At 53.9% G+C, this 24770-nt stretch carries 23 protein-coding genes and 2 riboswitches; of the genes, 19 read left to right on the top strand and 4 right to left on the bottom strand.

Annotated features, from left to right (window positions below; all coding sequences use genetic code 11):
• The first annotated feature begins 49 nt into the window (after window positions 1-49).
• Window positions 50-991 carry a glutaminase A gene (gene glsA / locus NMQ00_RS13060; protein WP_255177026.1) on the top strand — a complete coding sequence of 314 codons (942 nt, stop codon included), beginning with the start codon at window positions 50-52 and terminating at the stop codon, window positions 989-991.
• On the opposite strand, the gene NMQ00_RS13055 is transcribed toward glsA, so the two are convergent.
• The gene (locus NMQ00_RS13055) at window positions 988-1761 is read right to left on the bottom strand and encodes a CHAD domain-containing protein (protein WP_255177025.1); all 774 of its coding nucleotides are present in this window, start codon (window positions 1759-1761) and stop codon (window positions 988-990) included. The genes glsA and NMQ00_RS13055 overlap by 4 nt on opposite strands.
• 37 nt (window positions 1762-1798) lie before the next feature.
• On the opposite strand from NMQ00_RS13055, the gene NMQ00_RS13050 reads away from it, so the two are divergent.
• The 4 genes from NMQ00_RS13050 to NMQ00_RS13035 all read left to right on the top strand — a co-directional run bounded on the left by NMQ00_RS13050 (window position 1799) and on the right by NMQ00_RS13035 (window position 6504).
• The gene (locus tag NMQ00_RS13050) at window positions 1799-3169 is read left to right on the top strand and encodes an MATE family efflux transporter (protein ID WP_255177024.1); all 1371 of its coding nucleotides are present in this window, start codon (window positions 1799-1801) and stop codon (window positions 3167-3169) included.
• 173 nt (window positions 3170-3342) lie between these two features.
• A complete protein-coding gene (nagA, locus tag NMQ00_RS13045; protein WP_255177023.1) occupies window positions 3343-4488 on the top strand; it encodes an N-acetylglucosamine-6-phosphate deacetylase in 1146 nt (381 codons plus the stop codon).
• Window positions 4485-5249, top strand: a complete 765-nt coding sequence (nagB, locus tag NMQ00_RS13040; RefSeq protein WP_255177022.1) for a glucosamine-6-phosphate deaminase — start codon at window positions 4485-4487, stop codon at window positions 5247-5249. Before nagA ends, nagB begins: the two co-directional genes overlap by 4 nt.
• Window positions 5250-5400: 151 nt before the next feature.
• The gene (locus NMQ00_RS13035) at window positions 5401-6504 is read left to right on the top strand and encodes an LCP family protein (RefSeq protein ID WP_255177021.1); all 1104 of its coding nucleotides are present in this window, start codon (window positions 5401-5403) and stop codon (window positions 6502-6504) included.
• A 32-nt stretch (window positions 6505-6536) separates the two neighbouring features.
• On the opposite strand, the gene NMQ00_RS13030 is transcribed toward NMQ00_RS13035, so the two are convergent.
• Window positions 6537-7265, bottom strand: a complete 729-nt coding sequence (locus tag NMQ00_RS13030; protein ID WP_255177020.1) for a GntR family transcriptional regulator — start codon at window positions 7263-7265, stop codon at window positions 6537-6539.
• 96 nt (window positions 7266-7361) lie between these two features.
• Here NMQ00_RS13030 and NMQ00_RS13025 point away from each other — a divergent pair, with 96 nt between their 5' ends.
• The 11 genes from NMQ00_RS13025 to NMQ00_RS12975 all read left to right on the top strand — a co-directional run bounded on the left by NMQ00_RS13025 (window position 7362) and on the right by NMQ00_RS12975 (window position 17856).
• Window positions 7362-8522, top strand: a complete 1161-nt coding sequence (locus tag NMQ00_RS13025) for an alanyl-tRNA editing protein (protein ID WP_255177019.1) — start codon at window positions 7362-7364, stop codon at window positions 8520-8522.
• Complete coding sequence (locus tag NMQ00_RS13020) at window positions 8516-8944, top strand: GNAT family N-acetyltransferase (RefSeq protein ID WP_255177018.1); 429 nt, start codon at window positions 8516-8518, stop codon at window positions 8942-8944. The genes NMQ00_RS13025 and NMQ00_RS13020 overlap by 7 nt, the downstream gene beginning before the upstream one ends.
• A 77-nt stretch (window positions 8945-9021) precedes the next feature.
• A riboswitch (Lysine riboswitch) is annotated at window positions 9022-9202 on the top strand.
• A gap of 114 nt (window positions 9203-9316) precedes the next feature.
• A complete protein-coding gene (locus tag NMQ00_RS13015) occupies window positions 9317-10516 on the top strand; it encodes an aspartate kinase (protein WP_255177017.1) in 1200 nt (399 codons plus the stop codon).
• A 12-nt stretch (window positions 10517-10528) separates the two neighbouring features.
• On the top strand, window positions 10529-11524 hold the full coding sequence (locus tag NMQ00_RS13010; RefSeq protein WP_255177016.1) for an aspartate-semialdehyde dehydrogenase: 996 nt from the start codon (window positions 10529-10531) through the stop codon (window positions 11522-11524).
• Window positions 11525-11536: 12 nt separating this feature from the next.
• A complete protein-coding gene (gene dapA / locus NMQ00_RS13005; RefSeq protein WP_255177015.1) occupies window positions 11537-12418 on the top strand; it encodes a 4-hydroxy-tetrahydrodipicolinate synthase in 882 nt (293 codons plus the stop codon).
• Window positions 12415-13164 carry a 4-hydroxy-tetrahydrodipicolinate reductase gene (dapB, locus tag NMQ00_RS13000; RefSeq protein ID WP_255177014.1) on the top strand — a complete coding sequence of 250 codons (750 nt, stop codon included), beginning with the start codon at window positions 12415-12417 and terminating at the stop codon, window positions 13162-13164. The genes dapA and dapB overlap by 4 nt, the downstream gene beginning before the upstream one ends.
• A complete protein-coding gene (dapD, locus tag NMQ00_RS12995) occupies window positions 13142-13849 on the top strand; it encodes a 2,3,4,5-tetrahydropyridine-2,6-dicarboxylate N-acetyltransferase (protein ID WP_255177013.1) in 708 nt (235 codons plus the stop codon). Before dapB ends, dapD begins: the two co-directional genes overlap by 23 nt.
• A 47-nt stretch (window positions 13850-13896) precedes the next feature.
• Entirely contained in the window at window positions 13897-14823 is a 927-nt protein-coding gene (locus NMQ00_RS12990) for a branched-chain amino acid transaminase (protein ID WP_255177012.1), read from the top strand.
• A 13-nt stretch (window positions 14824-14836) separates the two neighbouring features.
• The gene (alr, locus tag NMQ00_RS12985; protein WP_255177011.1) at window positions 14837-15925 is read left to right on the top strand and encodes an alanine racemase; all 1089 of its coding nucleotides are present in this window, start codon (window positions 14837-14839) and stop codon (window positions 15923-15925) included.
• Window positions 15895-17190 (top strand): diaminopimelate decarboxylase, encoded by a 1296-nt coding sequence (gene lysA, locus NMQ00_RS12980; protein WP_255177010.1) that lies wholly within the window; start codon window positions 15895-15897, stop codon window positions 17188-17190. The genes alr and lysA overlap by 31 nt, the downstream gene beginning before the upstream one ends.
• 117 nt (window positions 17191-17307) lie before the next feature.
• Entirely contained in the window at window positions 17308-17856 is a 549-nt protein-coding gene (locus NMQ00_RS12975; RefSeq protein ID WP_255177009.1) for a nitroreductase family protein, read from the top strand.
• Between the two features lie 404 nt (window positions 17857-18260).
• On the opposite strand, the gene NMQ00_RS12970 is transcribed toward NMQ00_RS12975, so the two are convergent.
• The gene (locus NMQ00_RS12970) at window positions 18261-18797 is read right to left on the bottom strand and encodes a gamma carbonic anhydrase family protein (protein ID WP_255177008.1); all 537 of its coding nucleotides are present in this window, start codon (window positions 18795-18797) and stop codon (window positions 18261-18263) included.
• Window positions 18798-18919: 122 nt separating this feature from the next.
• Between NMQ00_RS12970 and ade the strand changes: the two genes are divergently transcribed.
• The 3 genes from ade (at window position 18920) to NMQ00_RS12955 (ending at window position 22969) form a co-directional block, all read left to right on the top strand.
• Window positions 18920-20629 (top strand): adenine deaminase, encoded by a 1710-nt coding sequence (gene ade, locus NMQ00_RS12965; RefSeq protein ID WP_255177007.1) that lies wholly within the window; start codon window positions 18920-18922, stop codon window positions 20627-20629.
• A 117-nt stretch (window positions 20630-20746) separates the two neighbouring features.
• Entirely contained in the window at window positions 20747-21031 is a 285-nt protein-coding gene (locus NMQ00_RS12960; protein WP_214797619.1) for a hypothetical protein, read from the top strand.
• A 57-nt stretch (window positions 21032-21088) separates the two neighbouring features.
• A riboswitch (Lysine riboswitch) is annotated at window positions 21089-21263 on the top strand.
• Window positions 21264-21376: 113 nt separating this feature from the next.
• Complete coding sequence (locus NMQ00_RS12955) at window positions 21377-22969, top strand: Na+/H+ antiporter NhaC family protein (protein WP_255177006.1); 1593 nt, start codon at window positions 21377-21379, stop codon at window positions 22967-22969.
• A 109-nt stretch (window positions 22970-23078) separates the two neighbouring features.
• On the opposite strand, the gene NMQ00_RS12950 is transcribed toward NMQ00_RS12955, so the two are convergent.
• Window positions 23079-24707: a peptide ABC transporter substrate-binding protein gene (locus NMQ00_RS12950; protein WP_255177005.1), complete on the bottom strand. Its 1629-nt coding sequence runs from the start codon at window positions 24705-24707 to the stop codon at window positions 23079-23081.
• Window positions 24708-24770: the final 63 nt, after the last annotated feature.

Raw genomic sequence — 24770 nt, 5'->3', positions numbered from 1 at the left:
AATATGATAAGATGACCCGGTTGAAAACTATCGGACATGAGGTGATTGGATGAACGTATTGGAACAACAGTTGGCGCATTTGGTCGACGAGTGTCGTCCGTACACAGCACAAGGAAAAGTCGCCGACTATATTCCTGAGCTCGCGCATGTACAGGATGATTTGCTCGGCGTGGCAATTTGTCTGCCTGATGGTTCATATATTCATGCGGGGGACGTCCATCATAAATTCACAATCCAAAGTGTCTCAAAGGCGTTAGCGCTTTGTTACGTCTTGATGGAGTTTGGAGAGGACTACGTGTTCTCGAAAGTTGGGATGGAGCCGACCGGCGACGCGTTCAACTCGATTGCCAAGCTTGAAGAGACAGTACCGTCGAAGCCGCTCAATCCGATGATTAACGCCGGGGCGCTCGCTGTCACGAGCATGATTTTAGGGGACACGGCGGAACTGAAAATCTATCAGTTCCGTCAGTTTTTAGCGACGCTGCTCGACGTTCCGGTCGAAGAAGTCACGTACAACGAAAAAGTCGCCCGCTCGGAATACGAGACGACCGACTTGAACCGGGCCTTGCTCTATTTCATGCGCCATCATGGGATCGTCGAAGGGGATGTCGATGAGATCATCGATGTGTATACGAAGCAGTGTGCCATCGAGATCGACTGTTTTGATTTGGCCCGCATCGGCCGGATTTTATCCGGCAACGGGGAAGACCCGGTCACGGGCGAAGAGTTGATCCCACGCCGCGTCGTCCGAATCGTCAAAGCGATCATGACGACGTGCGGCATGTACGATGCGTCGGGTGAATTTGCCGTCCGTGTCGGTCTGCCCGGAAAAAGCGGGGTGTCGGGCGCCATTCTCGCGACCGGTAAGCACGAGCTCGGACTGAGCGACGTCGGCTTCGGGATTTTCGGGCCCGCCCTCGACTCGAAAGGTAACTCGATTGCCGGGATGAAACTACTCGAACTGCTCGTTGAGCGCTATACGTCCCGCTAAAGCTTGATGGCGTCGACCGCTTCGTCGAGCCGAATTTGCAGCTCATGTACGACTTGCTCATAGTCGTCGGTCAGCGCGGTCGGCGGAGTGAAGTCGGTCCAACGCAACAACAGTTGATGGCAATCGTTCATATCGCCAAGTTCGGTCTGAAGCCGTTTCAGCTTTTGAACGTGATCTTTTGAAGCGCTCGATTCATAGTTCAATAAATACTCATTCAAATAGCGCTCTCGTTTCACAGCAAGCCTGACTTTATGAAGCGTATGCAGCCGGTCGTCCCGCTTCGTCGCATCGTGATGGGTGTCGATGCGACGCTTACGCTCAACTTTAGCTTTATCTAAAAATACCGCCGCGTCTTGTTTTCGAAAGGCGCGGAACAGCTGTCCGCCGATGAAGCGACGAACTTGTTGGTCGAGCGAAGGGGTCATCTTTTCCGTGACGCGTGTAGTTAAAACCGTGCGGTCTTTGGCGCGGCTCGCTTCGACATGGTCGGCGAAAGCCTGCTCGAGCTCGGTCTCGACGGCGAGCCCTTCGAGAAGAACATCCCCGTCACGTACCGCTCCGAGCGCCTCCATCAATTGCTTCAACTGCCGATACGTGGAAGGTTTCGTGTCGTACAGTTGCATGAACGTCAATAGTTTCCGAAGGTGGACCCGCGCTTGGTGGATGTCTTCGCTGTTTTGGAACGTGAGCGCCTCGGTCATATAATGATTGAACGTGTTCCACGTCTCCAAAAGCTCATATTTTAATTTCTCCGCATTCCGTTGATTCATTCTAATTTTTCCTTTCTGAAATGAGATGAGGTTGTCCATGTATCAAACACATTCACTTAACGAAAAAATTAAACTGTTCTTCACCATCTTCTTCCCGATTTTGGTGACCCAAGTGTCCTTTTACTTAATCAGCTTTTTTGACACGGTCATGTCAGGCCGCGCTGGTGCCGTCGATTTGGCCGGTGTCGGTGTCGGATCGAGTCTATGGATGCCCGTCTATACGGGGTTGAGCGGGATTTTACTCGCCGTCGCACCAATCGTCGCGCAGGCGCTCGGGGCCCGTAACATCCAACAGATTCAACGAACACTGTATCAAGGTGTATACTTAGCAATCGGACTGAGCGTCGCGACGCTCATCCTCGGGTTCTGGCTCGTCCCGACGGCCGTTGACGGCATGGGGCTGAGCGAAGAAGGTAAACGAATTGCCAAAGGGTATTTGCTCGCACTCGGATTCGGAGTGTTGCCGATGTTCTTGTTCAACGTGTTGCGCACACTCATGGACTCGCTCGGCAAGACACGGATCTCGATGCTGCTTATATTATTAGGGTTACCCATTAATGTCGGGTTAAACTACATCTTCATCTTTGGAAAACTTGGCGTCCCAGCATACGGCGGCGTCGGGGCAGGCATTGCTTCGGCCATCACTTACTGGTTGCTCTTCTTTATGGCACTCGGATTCGTCCGGAACGGGAAGCCGTTCCTCGAGTATCGTTTCCTGCGTTCGGTGGAACGTCTCATGTGGCCGAGACAAAAAGAGTTGCTCAAACTCGGCACGCCGATCGGTCTCGCTATCTTTGCGGAAGTGAGCATCTTCGCGGCGGTGACGTTGCTTTTGAGTGAGTATGGCGATAATATCGTCGCGGCTCACCAAGCGGCCATCAACTTCGCCTCGTTCGTCTATATGCTGCCATTGTCAGCATCGAGCGCGCTCACGATCGTCGTCGGGTACGAACTCGGCGCCGGGCGACTCAAGGACGCGGTACGTTACGCTAAAATCGGGATCGTACTCTGTCTAGCCGTCTCGCTCTTCTCGGGCGGACTGTTGTTCTGGCAAAACGAACGTGTCGCCGCAATCTATACGAATGACGCGGCCGTCGTAGAACTCGCGGCCCATTTCATGATCTTCGCGGTTTTTTTCCAACTGTCGGATGCGGTCGCCGCCCCGATTCAAGGAATCTTACGCGGGTTCAAAGACGTCAACGTGACGCTCGTCCTGTCGCTCATTGCCTATTGGGTGATCGGCCTTCCGCTCGGTTATGCGCTCGCCGAACAGTTCGGTTTCGGACCAGACGGGTACTGGATCGGCCTCATCGCAGGCCTAGCGGCCGGCGCGGTCTTGTTGGTCATGCGTCTTATTCATATCGTCAAACGGTATGAAGGGAAGCCGCTCACAAATGACATCTCGTAACAACAAAAAGTTGACGCCAATGACGTCAACTTTTTGTTGTTTCAGGCATGAATAAGTCGGGCAAAGGATTGAGGGAATTTATGATGTTCACAAATTAAAATTGGTCTATACAACTATACTGATTTTTGTTATGATGACGATGAAGCTACTTGAGGAAAGGTGGATGACCGACTATGGTGATCATCAACGCACAGATTGTTTCGGGGGACGAAACGTGGGAACGAGGTTATATCCGGTTCGACGGAGCGACGATTGAAAGCGTCGGTTCGATGGATGACTATAGAGCAGAAGATGAGACGGAGCTTGACGTGAATGGGGCGCTCGTCACACCAGGCATGATCGATGTTCATATTCACGGCGGATACGATGTCGACACGATGGATGCGGATGAAGACCGATTGCGTCATCTCGCCAAGTCGATGCTTGCTGAAGGAGTGACGTCATTCTTTGCGACGACGATCACCCAGTCGCCCGAGGCAATCTCAGAGGCATTGCACGCGACACGCGCCGTTATTGAAGCCGGTGATACATCACTCGTCGGGATTCATTTAGAAGGACCGTTCGTCAACGTCGATAATGCGGGCGCACAGCCGGCCGAATATATTATCGATCCTGATGCGGACCAGTTCGAGACATGGCAACAAGAGGCGGGCGGACATATCCGTCTCATCACGTACGCCCCCGAACGACCAGGGGCACGTGAACTCGAACGGGTGATGCGTGAGACCGGGGCAATCGGATCGACCGGACATACGAATGCCACGTTCGCCGAGAACAAGGAAGCGAACGTCAAGCACGGCACACACTTATACAATCAGATGCGAGGCCTTCATCATCGGGAGCCGGGAACGGTCGGTTATTGTCTATTGGAGCGGGACGTTATGGTCGAAATCATTCCAGACGGGATTCATAGCCGTCACGAGATGGTCGATTTCGCTTATCGCTTAAAAGGGGCGGACGGTCTCGTCGTCATCACGGATGCGATGCGCGCCAAAGGTCTTCCGGATGGCCGCTATGAACTCGGTGGTCAACCGGTCATCGTTGAAGGCGGGGCGGCCCGCCTCGAAGCCGGGAACTTGGCCGGCAGCGTCTTGACGATGGATGCGGCGTTCCGAAACGTGATTGCGTTCACGGGATGCACGGTGCAAGAAGCGGTGAAGATGACGTCGGCGAACCAAGCACGTGAGTTCGGATTGACGAACAAAGGGTCGATTGCGCCGGGCTTCGATGCGGATCTCGTCATTTGGGATGACGCGCTGTCTGTCGTGACAACAATTCATCAAGGGCAGGTCAGCTATTCGAAGGAGGATACGAAATGAACATACTAGTTGCGAAAACACCGACTGATGCAGAAGCCATCGCGTATACACTCATCACAGAACGATTGGCCGGGAAACGGGAGTTCGTGCTCGGACTGGCGACGGGAAGTACACCGGTCGGGATGTATGAAATGTTCAAACGTGACGCGCTCGACTGCAGTCATGTGACGAGCGTCAATTTAGATGAATATATCGGACTCGCACCGAGTCATCCACAAAGCTATCATCATTTCATGGAAGAGAAGCTATTCAATGACGTGCCGTTCAAAGAGAGCCATCTGCCTCGTGGTGATGCGGCCGACCCGGAAGCGGAAGCGAAGCGCTATGAACAACTCGTCCGGTCGATTGGAGTCGATCTTCAATTGCTTGGCATCGGGGAGAATGGCCACATCGCCTTCAATGAGCCAGGGACGGCGCTGGATGCGAAGACGCACGTGATCGAACTGACCGAGTCGACACGGGAAGCGAATCGTCGTTTCTTTGATACGATTGAGGAAGTACCGACGCATGCCATCACGATGGGGCTCGATACAATCATGAACGCACGGGAAATCGTTCTCGTCGCGACAGGTGCCCGAAAAGCGGAAGCCGTGCATCATATGATCGAGAACGTGCCGACGATTGATTGGCCGGCCTCGATCTTGCAGGCGCATCCAAGTGTCACGATCGTGCTCGATGCCGAAGCGGCTTCAGGATGCAGTGACGCGTTACAGGCACGTGGCAGCGAAGCGGCCGACCGATTCTTTTCAATCCGTGCTTAACGACCTGGAGACAACTGTCTCCAGGTTTTTTCATCGTCAACCGTGGGAAATTGTATGGAAATGGATTTGTAATCAAAACGTTTTCGACAAAAGTCGAGGATTCCTCTATAATAGGTGAAGCTCATATCATTCGATCGCGAAGGAGAAACTCATGAATTCAAGAACTCAGGCTCGTAGACGACGCAAAGGCCCGTCTGCGTTTTATAAGCTGTTCAGCGCCCTTGTATTGATTGCCGTCATCGTTGGCTCAAGCATGTATGGGACAGCGTTTTATAAAGTACATAACATGTTGTCCGGTACGCAAGTGACGCTTGAAGATGATCCGACTCTCGAACCGACGCGATTCGATAAAGAGGATACCGAGAGCTTCCTCGTGCTCGGAACGGACTTGTCCCCGCAAAAGAAAGCGCGTGGTGAATACGGTCGTTCAGACGTCATGATCGTCGTCATCTTGAATAAGAAGAACAAGCAGACGACGATGCTCAGCATCCCGCGTGACTCGTACGTCAATATCGATTACACGGGTTTCAACATCCCGTACGGCAAGACCGGTCTCGATCAAGACAAGATCACGCACGCCTATTACTTCGGATCGATGGATGAATCGAACCCGAACAACGGGATGCGGGTAGCGACAAACACGATTGAAGACTTGGTCGGCATCGACATCGATCATGTCGTCTCGCTCAACTTCCAAGGGTTCGTCGACTTTATCGATGCCGTCGGCGGAGTTGAAATCGATGTCCCGTTCTCGTCGGAACAGAAGAGTTATGACGCTTCCCGTGAAGTCGTCCAAGTCGAAGAAGGATTGCAACAGTTGTCAGGTGAAGAGGCACTCGCTTACGTCCGGAACCGCTATGACGACCCGCGTGGGGACATCGGACGCGGACAGCGCCAGATGGAAGTCATTAACGCCGTCCTCGACCAAGCGCTCGGCACGTCGCTTATCAACAACTACGACAAAGTGTTGAAAGCGGTCGGAGACAACATGCAGACGACGCTCGGTCCGAACGACTATATGCGTTTGATTGAAGACGTCGGTGCCCTCAACAACACGGTCCAATATCAGTTGACCGGTGAAGGGGCCCGAGGTGTCGACGGTCATTTCTATTACTTCTTGAACGAGCCGTTGCTCGAAGAAGTCCGTTATCGTGTCCAACAGGCCGATGCGGGCAATGAAGTCGAGCCGATGACCGATACCGAGCTCGAGACGTATATGTATGACCCAGCCGGCATCACTTATGAAGCCCAATAAAAAATGGTTTGCCGTCCGCGGCAAACCATTTTTTACGTTCGATCCATCGAGACGGTGAACGAGTAAGCGTCACCGCGGAACAAGGACCGGCTATATTCAAACATGTCCCCGTTTTCGAGATACGTCCGTTGGTCAATCAAAAGGACAGGGGCGTTCGGAGAAATCGTCAACAGCTTCGCTTCCTCAGGTCCCGCACTCCGCGCCTCGAGGGTTTGGGTCGCATTTTTAAGCCGGAGACCCGACTGCTCGGCAAACTCGTAAATCGAACCGACGGCATCCGTCTCGGTCAGTTCTGGCAACAAGGCGACCGGGATATACGCCGTCTCGAGGGCGAGCACTTGCTCGTCGGCGAGACGTAAGCGTCGCATCTCATAGACGGGCGTGTCGAGCGCGACGCTCAACTTTTGGGCGATTTTCGCCGGGGCCGGGATCGTCTGAAACGATAACAGGCGACTGAACGGTCGCATGCCCCGATGTTTGATTTCTTCCGAGAAACTCGTCAACCCGGACAGGGCCATCGTGATTTTCTTATTGGCGACGAACGTCCCGCGGCCTTTTTGCCGGCTCAAATAACCGGCGTTGACCAAGTTGGTGATCGCTTGGCGGACCGTCATCCGACTGACGTTATAGCGCTCGGAATACTCTCGTTCGGATGGGATTGATTCACCCGGTTGAAGAATGCCGGCATCTATTTGTTGCTTTAAATAAGCTTCGATTTGATAATAAATAGGTAGCGGTGATTGTTTATCAATCTGTAACATGCATATCGCTCCTGACTTCAAAAGTAAGTGTTTCTTATTATAGACCAAATTAGACTAGTTGTCTGAACATATCCTACAGAAAAGGCGGCGACAGAAATGAATCCATGGCAATTTGAAACGACGGTGACCGATACCCGCACTGATGCGCGCGGGGCGTGGGTCGCGCTTGAAACTACACTGTTTTATGCGGAAGGCGGAGGCCAACCACCTGACGCCGGCACACTTGCCGGAGCGCCCGTGCTCGACATCCAGCGGGTCGATGACGTCGTCTGGCACTTAGTCGAACAGGAACTCGAGCGTGGGGCGCTTGTGACCGGCATCGTCAACGACGCTGTCCGACGCGACCATTCGATTCAACACACGGCCCAGCACGTGTTGACGGCTTTGTTAGAGGACGAGTACGGTATTCAGACGCTCAGTTTTGGGATTGGGTCTGAGGAATCGTCGCTTGAGATCGAGACGGACGTGTTCGATTGGAATCAAATCGAATCGTTAGAACGGGACGTGCAACGAATCGTTTTTGAAAATCGCCCCGTCTCCACATATGAACTGTCGTCCGAAGAAGTCGAACACACTCGCTTACGAAAAGCGACCGACCGTACCGGTACGATTCGAATCGTCGCCATCGACGGCCTCGATTACAATGCGTGCGGCGGGACACACGTGGAGGCGACGGGTCAACTCGGAATCGTCCACGTGACCTCGATGAAGAAAGTCCGCGGCAACGTCCGCTTGACATATGTCGCTGGTCTTCGGGCCTTGACCGCTGTCCATTCGTTCCGGACCGCGCTACGGACGATCCATCAAACGTTGTCGACGACGAACGAGACGGTCGCCGCCCGTGTCATCGAGGAACGGAATCTTCGTCTTGAACGGGACAAGGAAGTGAAGGCGCTCGAGGCCCGCGTCGCGAAAGCGAAAGTCGCTGCCTTTTTGCAAGAAGACAATTACGTCATCACCCACATCGGCAAGACGGAAGCGGAGACGCTGACGACGACGATCGTCGAACGAATCGCCGCGACCGGACGAATCGCCGTCGGAGCCAATCATACGGGTCAGAAGCTATGGCTCATGCACGACGGGACGCATGACATCGCCATCGGCAAGTTTTTAAAACGGACGCTCGACGACCTCGGCATCGGTCGCGGCGGCGGCAGTCATAAACAAGCCCAAGCCCGCTTCGAATCGGTCATTGACTTGGAGCGCGCGACGGCAGAAATCGTGAAACGGCTTCAGGAAGGAATGGTATCATGTTGAAAATTGAACACGGCACAGAAGCCGAACTGATTGAACAGGCACGGGTCGTGCGAGCGACGGTGTTTATTCACGAACAAGGCATCGCCCCCGAACTCGAGTATGACGAGCTCGACCCAGACTGCATCCATTTCGTCGGGACGGTGGAAGGTGAGCCGGTGACGACGGCGCGCCTGCGTCCAATCGGCGACAGGGTCGGAAAAGTGGAACGGGTCGCCACGCTCGCGACGGCACGAGGTAACGGATACGCGAAGGAAATCATGCTCGCCATCGAATCCGTCGCCCGGACGAACGAGTTACGAGAACTCAAACTTGGGGCCCAACTGACGGCGCTCCCGTTCTATGAACGAATCGGGTACGAGGCGTACGGCGATGAATTTTTAGATGCCGACATCCCGCACCGGATGATGCACAAGGCGTGGTGACCATTGTTTGAAATTTTCCTTTTTTCTAAAAAAAGGTTGGCAAGCCGGGAAGCATTTGTTATAACTAAAACTAACAACTGACAGATAGAGGTTGCGAATGACATGAGTACGCTTGATCGACACGGACGCATTCCGGATCGAGCCGAAAGGGGAAATTCGCCGAAGTCGACGTTCGCATGCGTACGAACGAAGGCTGGGGTAGTCGTGAACAACGCCTACACTGCCATGGATGAAATGCCATGGAGCGCTATCTACGGAACGATTCTTTAATCGTTTTTCAACTGCGCGTACAAGCGGCAGACCGTAGGGAGAGTGCTTCCTACCGGTCTGCCGCTTTTTCTGTTGGTGGACATCATGAAAGTGGGGAACCTGATGACAACCGTATTGAAATTCGGAGGCAGCTCCGTTGCCACAATTGAACAAATCCAGGCTATTTCCGAATATTTACAGACTCGGGCTGCGGCCGGCGAGAAACTCGTCGTCGTCGTCTCGGCGATGGGAAAAACGACCGATTCACTCTTATCGCTCGCCAAACAAATCACGGAACGACCGATGATTCGTGAACTCGACCGCTTGCTCGCGGTAGGTGAAGAGCAGACGATCAGTCTCCTCAGCATCGCCTTGAACTCTCGGGGCGTCGCCGCCATCTCGCTCACCGGTCAACAAGCCGGGATCGACACGATGGGCATTCACACGAAAAGTAAAATCAAAGCGATTCGCAAAGAAGTACTTGAAGAAAAACTTCGGACGTATGACGTCGTCATCGTCGCCGGCTTCCAAGGTGTCAATGAGCTTGGGGACGTGACGACGCTCGGGCGGGGCGGGTCAGATACGACCGCCGTTGCCTTGGCCGCCGTCCTCAGCAAACGTTGCGAGATTTATACGGACGTCGCCGGAGTCTATACGGCTGACCCGCGCATCCATAAGACGGCACGCCGATTAGATACCGTCTCGTATGACGAGATGATGGAGATGAGCGCGCTCGGGTCGAAAGTGATGGAGATGCGAAGCGTAGAGCTCGCGAAAAAATTTGATGTGAACATCTTTGTAGGAAAGACGCTTGCGAGCGAAGGAGGAACATGGATCATGGATATGACACAGGCGATGGAACAAAAAGCGGTGACGAGCGTGAGCGTCGTGAAGAACGTGCTCAGTGTCTCGATCAAACATATTCCACATTCGGTGGCAGGAGTCGCTGATATTTTCGAGAAGTTGTCACAGCGTCATGTCAACATCGACATGATCAGTCAGACGGCGTTCGATGGGGAAGTGTTCTTATCGTTCACCTGTCCGCTCGATGAAGAGGCGTTCCTCGAAGAGGCACTCGCGGAATTGACCGAGACGTTCCCGCAAATCAAAATCGACCGTCATACCGAGCATGCGAAAATCTCGGTCGTCGGGATCGGTATGCGCGACGCGACGGGCGTCGCCTCCGAATTGTTCGCCACGTTCCGTGAGAGCGGGATCCCATTTTATCAAGTCACGACATCCGAGATCAGCATCTCGTACACGATCAATGAACAAGACGTTGAGGCGGCGGTCGCAGCCATCGCCGAACGTTTCCATTTATAAGGGGGAGTCACCATGTATAACGTAGCCGTCGTCGGCGCGACCGGAGCCGTCGGTCAAAAGATGATCGAAGTATTGACCGAATATGAGTTTCCAATCAACGAATTATTGCTTTACGCCTCGGCCCGTTCAGCTGGGAAGACCGTGAACGTGAATGGCACGGACGTCGTCATCCGGGAGCTGTCGGACGCAATTTATGCCGACCCGATTGACATCGCGCTTTTCTCGGCCGGTGGCAGCCTCAGTGAACAATATGCACCCCGTCTGAGTGAACAAGGGGTCATCGTCATCGACAACTCGAGCGCATTCCGGATGCAGGCGGACATCCCGCTCATCGTTCCGGAAGTGAACCGAGTCGAACTGAGCCCGGACAAGACGCTGATCGCCAACCCGAACTGCTCGACGATTCAAGCGGTCGTCGCGCTCGCACCGCTCGCGGAAGTATACGGGTTGACACGTGTCGCCTATACGTCGTATCAAGCCGTGTCCGGCTCGGGCCAAAAAGGGATCGAGGACTTGGAACGCGGAGCACGCGGCGAAGAGCCGAAGAACTATCCGTATCCGATTTACGATAACGTCTTGCCACACATCGATGTGTTCCTAGAGAACGGTTATACGAAAGAAGAGCAGAAGATGATCGAAGAGACGCGCAAGATTTTGAACGCGCCGAACCTCGGGGTGACGGCGACATGTGTCCGTGTGCCGGTCCGTAACAGCCACGCCGTCTCGATTACGGTCACGCTCGACCGCGATGCGACGCTTGCCGAAGTGAAAGCCGTGCTCGCGGACGCGCCGGGTGTCGTCTTGATGGACAACCCGGGGGAACTCGTCTATCCGACACCGCTCGATGCGAACGGGACAGACGACGTGTATGTCGGTCGCGTCCGTGTCGACGAGTCACAACCGAACACGTTCCATCTCTGGTGCGTCGCTGATAACGTTCGAAAAGGCGCGGCTGCGAACGCCGTTCAAATCGCTCAATGCATGATTGGGCAGACCGCTACGAAATAAGGGGGAGATTATATGTTCACAGGAGTCGCAACCGCACTTGCTACACCGTTTCAAGCAGACGGTCAATTAAATCTCACAGCGTGGGAAGCATTGATTGAAGATCAAATCAAAGAAGGCGTCAACGGCCTCGTCATCGGGGGAACGACTGGTGAAGGTATGACGATCACGGACGAAGAGTTCGAGACGTTACTCGTCAAAGCGATTGAAATCGCTGCCGGACGTGCCGTCATCATTGCCGGGACCGGGTCGAACAACACGGCGCTCAGCATTCAAAAGACAAAACGGGCTGCCGAGCTCGGAGCCGAGATGGCGATGGTCGTCACGCCTTATTACAACAAATCGACGCAAGCGGGTCTGATTGCCCACTTCACAGCGATCGCCGACGCGTCACCGATTCCACTCATGCTCTACAACGTGCCGTCGCGGACGGGTGTCGCCCTGGATCCGGCAACGGTCGGGGAACTCGCTGATCATCCACGCATCGCCGCGCTCAAGGAAGCGAGCGGGGACATCTCGGTCATGGCTCAAATGATGGCGCACGTACCGGAAGGCTTCCCTGTCTATTGCGGGAACGACGATCAAATTCTTCCTTATATGGCGTGGGGCGCGCAAGGTGTCGTCTCCGTGCTCTCAAACGTCTATCCGGGTGCGACGGTCGCCTTGGCCGAAGCGCTCCTCGCCGGAGACTTGGAGACGGCACGCCGCTGGCAGCTCCGACTGCTCCCGGTCATCGACGAATTGTTCGCCGAAGTGAACCCGATTCCGGTCAAAGCGGCACTCAATGCGCGCGGCTTCGAGTTCGGCGCACCACGTCTCCCGCTCGTCCCGATGAGCGCGACGGCCGAGGCCCGCTTGTTGTCGGCGATGGAGCAGTTCAATGAGGTGAGACAGTGAACTTACTCATTCATGGATACGGAGCGATGGGACAGATCGTCGAAGAAGTCGCCCGGACACAAAACTTGAACGTCACGGCCATCGTCTCACCGGCCGGAGGGGAGCATCCCGTCTCGCTACAAGACGTCGAGGCCGAGGTCGATGTCGTCATCGATTTCTCGAATCCGGCGTTGTTGGATGACGTGCTCGCTTTTGGGAAAGCCAAACAGATTCCGCTCGTCATCGCGACGACAGGGTTCTCAGAAGCAGAGCTTGCTAAAATTGAAGCAGCGTCTCAGGAGATTCCGATTTTCCAGTCGTATAACACGTCATATGGGATCGCGCTATTAAAACAATTGCTCGACCAACTCGTCCCGCTCACGCTCGGTTATGACATCGAAGTGATTGAGGCGCACCACCGCAAGAAAGTCGACGCACCGAGCGGAACGGCGGAACTGCTCGCCCGTGCCATCGAGGCGAAACGCGATGTGACACCGGTATACGACCGGACACCGCGCCGCGAAGCGCGTGCAGCCGATGAACTCGGTATGCATTCGGTACGCGGCGGCACAATCTTCGGGGAACACACGGTGCTCTTCGCCGGAGACGACGAAATGCTTGAATTGAAACACACGGCCCTGTCGAAACGCGTCTTCGCGAACGGGGCACTCGCTGCGGCGGCAACGATTCTTGACCGCCCAGCCGGACTATACAATTTAACGAACCTATACGAGGAGGCCACTCATGTTACTCACAAACGCTTATGAAATCGCGCAATACATTAAAGATGCCAAGAAAGAAACGCCAGTCAAATTGTACGTCAACGGTCAATTGGCCGGTCTCACTATCGAAGATGCCAAAGCCTTTGGAACGGACGAGTCGAAACTGTTCCTCACGACGGCTGAACGTGCGGCTGCTTTCGTTGAAGCGAACGCTGCCGTCATCACGGACACGCATCTCGAGTACGACCGCCGCAACAGCGCCGTGCCGATGCTCGACACGACGAAGTTGAATGCCCGTATCGAGCCAGGCTCGTTCATCCGGGACCACGTCCAAATCGGGAACAACGTCGTCGTCATGATGGGTGCCGTCGTCAACATCGGTGCCGTCATCGGTGACGGGTCGATGGTCGACATGAACGCGGTCATCGGTGCCCGCGGGACGCTCGGGAAAAACGTCCACCTTGGCGCCGGCGCCGTCGTGGCGGGTGTCCTTGAGCCACCTTCAAAAGACCCGGTCATCATCGAAGATGGCGTCATGGTCGGTGCGAACGCCGTCATCTTGGAAGGCGTCCGTGTCGGTGAAAATGCCGTCGTCGCAGCAGGTAGTGTCGTCACACAAGACGTCCCGGCCGGAAGCGTCGTCGCCGGCACACCAGCCCGTGTCATTAAGCAAAAAGATGAAAAAACCGCAGAAAAAACACAACTTGTTGATGACTTACGCTCCCTGTAACGTATAATAGACAGAAAATATAAACAATGAATGGGAGAGTTGAACAAATGGAACAGTATGGACAATGGATGTGGCAAGACGGGGCTTGGATCGAGCCGAGTGACGCGAACACGAGTATCATGACACACGCGATTCACTACGGTAGCGGCTTTTTCGAAGGGATTCGGGCATACCACACAGAAGAAGGCCCGGCCATCTTCCGACTCCGTGAACACTTGGAGCGACTCGTTCGTTCGTGTGCATACTATCACGTCGACTTGCCGTACACGGTTGATGAGCTCGAACAAGCGACAATCGAATTGATTGAACGCAACGGCTTCGAGGCTTGTTACATCCGCCCATTCGTTTTCCTCGGCACACCTTGGCAGGCACTCATGCCGACGCAGGAAACGAAAGTACACGTCGCGATCTCATGCTGGCCGCTCGGCGAATATTTCAGCAAGACGGTCGGCATCCGCGCGAAAGTCGCCTCGTATCGTCGCGTCTCTTCGACGATGATGCCGATGCAAGCGAAAGCGGCGGCGAACTATATGAACTCGCAACTCCTTAAAGGAGAAGCGGTCCGCGACGGGTATGACGAAGCGATCGCCCTCGACATGAACGGAAACGTCAGCGAGGCGAGCGTCGCCAACATCTTCCTCGTCAAAGGAAACAAAATTTTCACACCGTCACTCGATTGCTCGGTGCTCGACGGCATCACGCGTCAAACGGTGATCGAACTTGCCCGTGAGGAAGGGTTCGAGGTCATCGAGCGCCACATCGGACGTGACGAACTATATGTCGCAGATGAAATTTTCTTGACGGGAACGGCGGCTGAAGTGACGAGCGTCATCGAAATCGACAACATCTCAATCGGCGGCGGCGTCCAATCGGTCGCGACGAACATGCTCGCGCGTTACCGTGAGGCTGTGACGGGACAAATTCCGACACACCGCGATTGGATCACGTTCGTCAAAGCTGGAGTCAAAGAATAAAGGAGTTTTTTGTATGGGAGTCACAATTGACTTGAATGCGATTCGCGAAAACAAACGTCGGATTGAAGCGCTTGGCCGACCGGTGTTCGCCGTCGTTAAAAACAACGCCTATAACTTAGGGATGGAGCCAGTTGTGACGACACTGTACGAAGAAGGGGTGCGTCACTTCATGGTGACGACGCTGGACGAGGCGAGCGAGGTCCGGGCATCAGCTCCGGAAGCGCGCGTCCTCGTCATGAACCCGGTCTACGACTGGGCAACCGTCCATCGTGACCACCTTGACGTCGCCATCGGTTCCTATGACTGGCTCGTCTCGCAACGGGACCAGCTCGACGGGGTCCGCCTTCATTTAAAGCTCGACGTCGGGATGAACCGCTTCGGTGCCAAGACGTTCAAAGAAGCGCTGGCCATCGTCGCGTTTTGCCAAGACGAAGGGCTCGACCTCGTCGGGTTATGTACTCATTTCCCGCTCGCTGACGCCGACAACGCCGAAATCGAACATAGCGTGCACGTGGAACGGTTCGCCGACTGGTCGAATCGTCTCATCGAACGGCATACGTTCGAGATCGTGCATGCGGCCAACAGCGCCGCGACACTACAAGCGGATCCGCGCCTCGGGCATTGCACACACGTGCGTGTCGGCATCTTCCTGTATGGCTACTCTTCGGTCGAACCGGTCGATTGGCTCATCCCGGCGTTTCGCTGGGAGACGGAAGTCGTCGCCGTGCACGACATCGAGGCCGGTGCCCACGTCGGTTACGGTACGGGCTACACGGCCGAGACGAATGAACGCATCGCCGTTCTCTCGGTCGGTTATGGCGACGGACTCATGCGGGCTCGGCGCTTCTTGCCGGCCCACATCGAAGGACGGGCCTATCCGTTCATCAGTAACATCTTCATGAGCCACAGTTTCTTGCGCGTCGATGACACGATTCAAGTCGGAGACCGCGTGGAGCTGTACGGCCATCTCACGAAAATCGATGACGTGACCCGCACCGGGCACGCCAATAACTCAGAACAATTATGCGCACGCTCATGGCGTGTCCCGCATCGCTTTGAAGGAGGCAATGTATGTACACCACCAACCAATCAGTTTGTATGATCGAAGGCGTGTCCGTCCGTGAACTTCAAGCGACGTACGGGACACCGCTCTATATCATGAGCGAGCCTGAACTCGAGCGTCGTCTCGGCCTCGTCCGGAACGCGTTCCTCGACAAGTATCCGAATACGTACGCGCTCTACGCATCGAAAGCGATGTCGATTGCGGCCGTATACGATAAAGTGATGGCAGCGGGCTTAAGCATCGACGTCGTCTCGCGCGGCGAGATGTTCGTCGCGCTCCACGCCGGTGTTCCGGCTGACCGGATTCACGTCCACGGATCGAACAAGACGGTGCAGGACATCACGTTCGCGCTCGAGAACGGAATCACTCATTTCACCATCGACAACATGCGTGAGATTGGGCTGTTGTCGGGTCTGGCCGCTGAGCAAGGGGTAGAAGACGTCGATGTCTTGCTCCGCATCGTCCCACAAGTCGTCGGAGGCGCCCACGAGGCGATTCAGACGGGTGGGGTCGATACGAAGTTCGGCTTCCCGACTCATGACGATGCGTATCTAGAAGCAATCAAGGCGACGCTGCAAGCGGAACGTCTGCACTTGCGAGGCATCCATTGTCATGTCGGCTCGCAGATTCAAGAACCGACGTTGTTCATCAATACGGTCAAGACGATGGTCGCTTTCATCGAGACGATTCGTCAAGAGACAGGGTATACGGCCGACGTCTTGAATATCGGTGGCGGCTTCGGTGTCGCCTATCTCGAGTCGGACGACCCGCTCGACTTCGCCGATACGATGACGCAAGTGATGGACACGCTCGTCGCGGAAGTGAACCGCTTCGGCTTGCCGCTCCCGAAAATCGGCATCGAACCGGGCCGCTGGCTCGTCGCTAACGCCGGTGCGACGCTCTATGAAGTCGGGACGGTGAAAGAAGTGAGTGGTGTCCGCACGTACGTCTCGGTCGACGGGGGCATGACGGATAACATTCGTCCTGCCCTCTATGACGCCGAGTATGACGTCATCGCGGCGACACGGATGGATGAGGCGAAGACGCTCGAGGCGAAAATCGTCGGGGCGTGCTGTGAGTCGGGCGATATCATCTCGAACCGTTCACTCATCCCACCGGTCGAAGCCGGGGATCTCTTGCTTGTCAAAGCGACAGGGGCGTATAATTTCTCGATGGCGAGTAACTATAACCAGATGCTCCGTCCAGCCGTCGTCTTCGTGAAGGACGGGACACATCGTCTCGTCGTCCGCAGACAGACACTTGAAGACTTGGTCGCCTGTGAGATTGTCGGACAATCGACATGATAGAACGGACGCATTCCTGACTCAGGAATGCGTTCTTTTTGTTAGGAGTCATTCTTCTTCAAATGAGAAATGTTTTCAATTATGATGAGAGAGAGAATAGAGGGGGAAGTGACTTCAATGGAAAAGACAGCAGGACAACAGTTGATTGAATCGCGGCGGACGATTCGCATGTTCACAGAAGGTGCGCTCGACACGTCAGAATTGTACTCGTTATTGACATCGGCCCATCATGCGCCGTTTCATAATAAGGTTGAACCATGGAACGTTTACTTGTTCAACGGAGATGGGAAAGACGTATTGCTTCAAGCGCTCGAACCGGCGTTTGCTGACGGCCCCGAGTCGAAACGCGAGAAAATCTCGGGACGAATTCGAAACGCGGCCGCATGCGTGTACGTGACGACGAAGGCGTTCGAGACGGAGAAAGATCGGAAGGATGCGTTACTTGCGACAGCGACGTTCATTCAGAACTTCCACTTACTGTGTAGTGAGCGGGACATCGGTCTCGTCTGGCGTACCGGAGGCATCTTTGAAGATGCGAGGTTACAGGAAATGATTGGGGCAGAAGGGGAGACGTTCGTCGGATTGCTCCAACTCGGACGGTTCGAGGACGTGCCTCCGCTAAAAAGGCGCCAGTCGATTGACAGCTGCCTCACAATCTTCGAATAAAAAAAGCTCGAGTGGGGACCAGTTTAGTCTCCGCTCGAGCTTTTGATGTATACGATTTATTTCTTTAATTTATTTGCGAGCCAGTCTTGAATGACATTCGTTGGAATCATTTTGTTCACGTTCCCTTAATTTTAGTTTCTTCCTCTTTAGTATTATCCGATTGCAATCGTTCCCAAACCTCTCGATGTGTGCCTTGCAGCGTATCGTCGAACGAATCCTCGATATGAAGGCAATAGCTTGGGTTAACGGACGAGGCGTACAAGTCTAACATGAGTTCGGCATGGTTTGGATACATACAATTGGCCCCTTTCGACACGTCGGCTTGACTACATCCTCAGTATACAAGGGGAACATGAAGAAAAATCGGGATAATCGTTAACAATTTATGAATCTTGTAAACGCTTTCACAAAGTTTGTGTGGATGTCATTGGTTCGCACGTCTCCAAGTACTGCTGAGCCCGCTTCGCGTATTTGTTGACGGTCCGTTCCATGATGAAGCGATCCTCGTCATTGAGCGGACGGACGACTTTGGCTGGGACACCCATGACCATAACGCCTTCCGGGATTTGCATGTTCGGTGTAACGAGGGCGCCGGCCGCGACGAACGAACCCTTACCAATTTTGGCACCGTCGAGGACGGTCGCATGCATGCCGATGAGACAGCCTTCTTCAATCTCGCAACCGTGAATCATCGCCATATGGCCAATCGAGACGCGGTCATGGATGATCGTCGGGGATCCTTCATATTGATGGACCATCGATCCGTCTTGGATATTCACGTACGAACCGATTTGAATCGGTCCTTCATCTCCTCGAATGACCGTGTTGAACCAGACACCGGAATGGGCGCCAATCGTGACATCACCGATGACGTGGGCCCCTGGTGCGATGAAAACCGTCTCGTCGACGTGTGGAATTAGTTCTCCTAATTTGTATTGCATATGTGTAACCCCTTTCAAACGGATATGCTTTCATTGTCGCATAAGTTGAAAAAGAAATTGCACCGGAAAGATTATTCTTGTTAAGATAGTAAAAATACGTAGAGAAAAAAGGAGACAGACAGATGGAGAAACAACATTTGATCGACATCGCGGCGAAGAAAAAGAAAGCAGCGGTCGTCTTTAAAGATGTGGCGGTCATCGACGTCTACAGTCGCGAGACGATTCGCACGGACGTCGCCATCGACGCCGGCTATATTGTGGGCATTGGGGACGGCTACGAAGGGGAGACGGAATACCATGACCCGTCCTGGACGCTCGCGCCGTCGTTCATCGACGCCCACGTCCATATCGAGTCGTCGATGGTCCCACCGCATGAGTTTGCCAAAGCCGTACTTCCGCTCGGAGTGACGACGGTCATCGCCGACCCGCATGAGATTGCCAACGTGAACGGGGCGCTCGGCATCGAATATATGCTCGCCGACGCCAAAGGGTTGCCGCTCGACGTGCGGATGATGCTTCCGAGCTGTGTGCCAGCGACGCCGTTCGAGCACGCAGGGGCGAAGTTATACGCCGAGGACTTGGCACCATTTTTAGGGGACCCGGGTGTACACGGTCTCGGCGAAGTGATGGATTACCCGTCCGTCGAGTCTGGAAGTGAGGACATGCTCCAAAAGATCGCACAAACTGAACACGTCGGAAAAGTCGTCGACGGTCATGCCTCGGGACTTGGTCCGGATCAGCTGAACGTTTACCGTACAGCGGGCATCATGACCGACCATGAGTGCACGACGGCCGAAGAAGCACTCGAACGGGTGCGTCGCGGCTTTTACGTTCAAATCCGAGAAGGATCGGTCGCCCGGAACGTGGAAAAAGTCAGCCGGGCCATCACCGAGAGCAACGCCCACCGCTTCTTGTTCTGTACGGACGATAAACACTTGGACGACCTCGTGGCCGAAGGTGGGATCGATTACAATATCCGCATGGCGATCAAACAAGGTGTCAAACCAGAGACGGCCTACGCCGTCGCCAGTCTGCACGCGGCAGAGGCGTACGGACTAAAAGATGTGGGGGCCATCGCCCCGGGCAAACGAGCGAACTTTGTCATCTTGTCAGACGTCCAATCGGTGAAAATCGAATCCGTCTACGTGAACGGGGAAGTCGTCGCCAAAGAAGGCAAGGCGACGTTCGAGGCTGAAGGGATTGAAGTGCCGAAACCGATGAAAGGGGAGCTCAAACTGCCGGATTTGACGGTGGACTCGTTCCGCTTAGCTGTGAAGGAAGAAGCGGTCGATGTGATTCAAGTGTTACCGAACAGTCTATTGACGAAGCGGGAGCGTCTCATCTTCACACCTGACGCGTCCGGTGCCGACCTCGCCCAAGACATCGCTACGCTTGCCGTCATCGAACGTCATCACGGGACCGGTCACATGGCCCTCGCTCCGGTGACGGGCTTCGGCTTGAAGCGAGGTGCGCTCGCGGCGACGGTTGCCCATGATAGCCACAACCTCGTCATCGCCGGCGTGAGCCCGGATGACATGTTGCTCGCTGCCGAAATACTTGAAAAAGTTGGCGGTGGAGTCGTCGCGGTCGCGGATGGTAAGGTGCTCGCCGTTTTACCGCTCGAAATTGGGGGACTCATGACGAAACGCCCGTACGGAGAAGTTGCGGACGTGCTCGAACAGTTGAATGACGCGCTCGACGTCGTCGGGGCACATCGGCACTTTAACCCTTATTTGACGATGTCGTTCCTCGCGCTCCCGGTCATCCCGGATTTGAAGTTGACCGATATGGGACTATTCGATGTGACGACGTTCTCATTCATCGAGTCGTAAGTCAGTCTAACGTATGATTTTTGTTAAGAACGACCCGAAACGATTGAACGCTCTTGTTTAAGTTGGTATAGTTACGACAAGTTTCATCGGTAAATATGGAAAGGGGGGATATCACAGATGGAACAAGTTGCTTACAACCGGTCGTATGATGAACATGAGGATTTGATCAATTCTGTATATCGTGCCTTCCAAGATCGATGTGAAGAATTGCCTGACGAGACGCGGACGAAACGACGGTTGCGTCATCTCGTCTTACTGACGATTAAAGACCATACATCGTCACACGCTGAACGATTCGTCTTGTATCATTTCTTTAGTGATTTCTTTAAAGCGGTCGAGTCTGACGATCAAGCTGCACTCGCTGTATTAAAACAAATCATCCGAGATGAAAAAAACTATTGATTAGTCACTATGACCTATGATAATTTAGACGTAACTTTAAATGAATATTCGTGCTATCGATGAGGTAGAGGTGCGATGCTGATGAGTAAGTAGTCCGAGGATGACAACGGTGAAGACTACAGAAAGGCAAGATCGCCGAAGTGTAAAGTCATGTCTCTGACTTTGTGCTGGGCTGACGGGAAATACCCGTCAGACTGCCATACATATTTACGTATGGAGCGCTCCAAGTCGGCTAAGAAAGACGGAACATCCAGCGAGGGTGTCGGCTTTGTTGCCGATGCCCTCGCTTTGCGTTTTTTTAAGCATAGGGGGGCCTCATCTCAAACAGAAGAGGAGGAAATCAGCATGGTAGATTATTCAACTTCGGTACTGTCACTCGTACCGGCTTTACTCGCCATTATTATGGCCATTACAACACGGAAAGTCATTCCGTCACTCGGTGTCGGGATTATCGCAGGAGTCTTATTGCTCCACAATTTCAACCCGCTCGAATCGATTCAATATTTATGGTCAAACATCATCGCCTTATTTTGGGCGGATGGGGCCATCAATGAATGGAACGTGCTGTTGATCGCGTTCTTGCTCTTGCTTGGGATTTTGTCGTCAATCATCCAAACGTCGGGCGGGGCCCGTGCGTTCGGAGAATGGGCGGCCTCTAACGTCAAGACGGCTCGTGGCGCTCGCCTCGTCTCGTTCGGACTTGGGATTTTGATTTTCATCGATGACTATTTCAACAGTCTTGCCGTCGGGAACATCAGCCGACCGCTCACGGACCGGAAAAAAGTATCGCGCGCGAAACTCGCTTATACGATTGACTCGACGGCTGCACCGGTCTGTGTCATCAGCCCGCTCTCGAGTTGGGGAGCATACATCATCGCGCTCATCGCGGGAATCTTGGCAAAATACTCAATCGACAGTTATTCGTCACTCTCAGCATTCGTTCAAATGATTCCGATGAACTTTTACGCCATCTTCGCGCTTATGTTGACGGCGTACGTCGCTTACACGGGACTCGCCATCGGACCGATGCGTACGCACGAGCTACGCGCCCTTCAAGGCGAGCTCTACGATTCATCGAAAGGTGCACCGATGGGGATGAGTGAAGACATTAAAGAACACGATGGCGGGAAAGTCCGCGACTTGATTGTCCCAATCATCGTCTTGATCATCGCTACGGTCTCGGCCATGCTGTATACAGGCGGCCAAGCGCTCGCAGCTGATGGTCAAAGCTTCTCGCTTCTCGGTGCTTTTGAGTCAACGGACGTGACACGGTCACTCGTGACCGGTGCTGTCATCAGTTTGCTCGTGGCGCTCTTACTCTTGATTGGTCGCAAGATTCCTGCAAAAGACTACGGTCATGCGACATGGGCCGGTATCCGTGCCATGTGGCCAGCCGTCCTCATCTTGCTCTTTGCCTGGACGATCATTGCCGTCATCGGGGATATGAGAACGGGTGATTACTTGGCAAGTTTCGTCACAGATTCGATTGCGGCGTCTTACTTGCCGCTCATCTTGTTCGCAATCGCCGGTCTCATGGCGTTCTCGACAGGGACGAGCTGGGGGACGTTCGGTCTCATGCTCCCAATCGGGGCTGACTTGATTATGGCCGTCGATCCGGAACTGTTGCTCCCGACACTCGCGGCGGTACTCGCCGGAGCGGTGTTCGGTGACCACTGTTCACCAATCTCGGATACGACGATTCTCAGCTCGACCGGTGCCGGATCGCACCATATCGACCACGTGTTGACACAACTTCCATACGCGTTGATTGCGGCTGGGGTGTCAGCGATCGGATATTTGGTGCTCGGGATTACAGGCTCGATGTGGGTCGGATTCTTCTCGGCATTCGCGACATTCATCGTATTGCTTGTCATCGCTCAAATCATTTCTAAACGTGGACGTGTTCCAGCCGAAATTCGCGCTGAACGTGAAGCGTAATCATCTAAATTGGAGGCGTGCCATCATTCGTGGCGCGCCTCTTGTTATGTCTTGTCACAAGTGTCGACGCACAAATAAACCCTGCCGCTCCTGCGGCAGGGTTTATTGATTAGTTGACGTCCAACCACTTGAAGCTAGCGTCAGCTCCGAACGGGTGGCGGTACATGTTTTCGATGTTTGAACGCTCAAGGTAAGCTTCACCTTTTTGGTAGATCGGTGCAATCGCGAAATCATCTTCGAGCAAGATGCGTTCGGCTTCTTGCATCGCTTCCCAACGTTTCATTTGGTCAGCTTCTTGTTTCGCGCCTTGAATCAACTTGTCGTACTCGTCATTCGAGTAAGCCATCCGGTTGAACGGACCGTCTGTGACCCACATGTCGAGGTACGTCATTGGATCTTGATAGTCAGGGCCCCAACCAGCAGCGGAGACATCATAGTCGCCAGCGCCTTCAAGTTCAAGGAAGTTTTTGAACGGCTGTTGCTTGATGTTAAGTGTGAGGCCAGGAAGGTTCTTCTCGAGCTCACCTTTGATGTACTCGTTGACTTTCTTGAACGCTTCTTCATCACGTGAGAGGAACTCGAGCTCGACCGTCTCGACACCGAGTTCGGCAAGACCTTTCTCCCATGCGGCTTTCGCTTCGTCGACGTTATAGCTTTGAAGGTCCGGATACTTCTCGCGGAAGTCAGCTCCGTCTTCTGTGAACGTGAAGTCTTTCGCGACGATAAAGTTGGCCGGTTGTGAACCGTCCGTCAAGATGACGTCCGTGACGCCTTGCTTATCGAAGCCTTTTGCGAGTGCTTCACGAATGTTGACGTTTTGGAGCGATTCGTTCTTCTGGTTGAAACGAAGGAAGTTGATTCGTGCGTCGGCACGTGTCTTGAACTCATCACTGTCCTGGAACTGTGGCACGAATTCAGATGACAAGAGCGTGTAATCGACTTCGCCCGACTCGAACAAGTTGACGCCTGTCGCGACTTCTTTGACGACTTTGACGTTGATTGTCTCCATCTTGACGTTTTCAGCATCCCAGTAGTCCGGGTTCTTTTTATAGACCCAGCCTTCATTGTCTTGCCAGCTGTCTAACACGTATGGTCCGTTGTAGAGCGTCTTATCGACGGCTGTCGCGAACGACTCGCCTTGCTCTTCGACGAATTCTTGCTTTTGTGGCATGTACGTCGGGAATCCTGTCAACCCGAGGAAGTAAGGGGCAGGTGCCTCCAATTGAACTTCGAGTGTTTTCTCATCGACCGCTTTCGCGCCGAGTGTATCGAGTTCTTCTTCGCCCGCAAGAATCTTGTTGGCGTTTTTCAAGTCTTGAAGGATATACGCGTACTCTGCACCTGTCTCAGGGTTGAGGGCGCGTTTCCATGAGTAGACGAAATCTTCAGCTGTGACCGGTGAACCGTCTGACCAGTTCGCGTCACGCAATTTGAAGGTGTATGTAAGTCCGTCTTCTGAAATTTCTACGTCTTCAGCAATTCCCGGTACCGGTTGGTTGTTCTCGTCAAGACGATACAGTCCCTCGAAGACGTTGTTCGTCACGATGATTGACGTCGAGTCCGTTGTGAGCGTCGGATCGAGCTGTGGCAAATCCGTCGCCGAGACGAGCGTGATTTCTTTTTTCGCATCACTTGATGAAGAGCCGTCAGATGAATCCGTTGCGTCTTCTCCGCCGCCACATGCTGCTGTTGCAAGCAAGGCGACACCCGATAAAGCTAACCATTTTTTGTTGCGCATTGTGTTACCTCCCGAAAATTCTGATTGTTTCGAATATATTGCAATTAAACTACAAACAAGATG

Source organism: Exiguobacterium aurantiacum (genome assembly GCF_024362205.1).
Taxonomy (GTDB): Bacteria; Bacillota; Bacilli; order Exiguobacteriales; family Exiguobacteriaceae; genus Exiguobacterium; species Exiguobacterium aurantiacum_B.
Note: the sequence above shows the minus strand (reverse complement) of the source record. Positions and strands in the feature narration are given on the sequence as shown.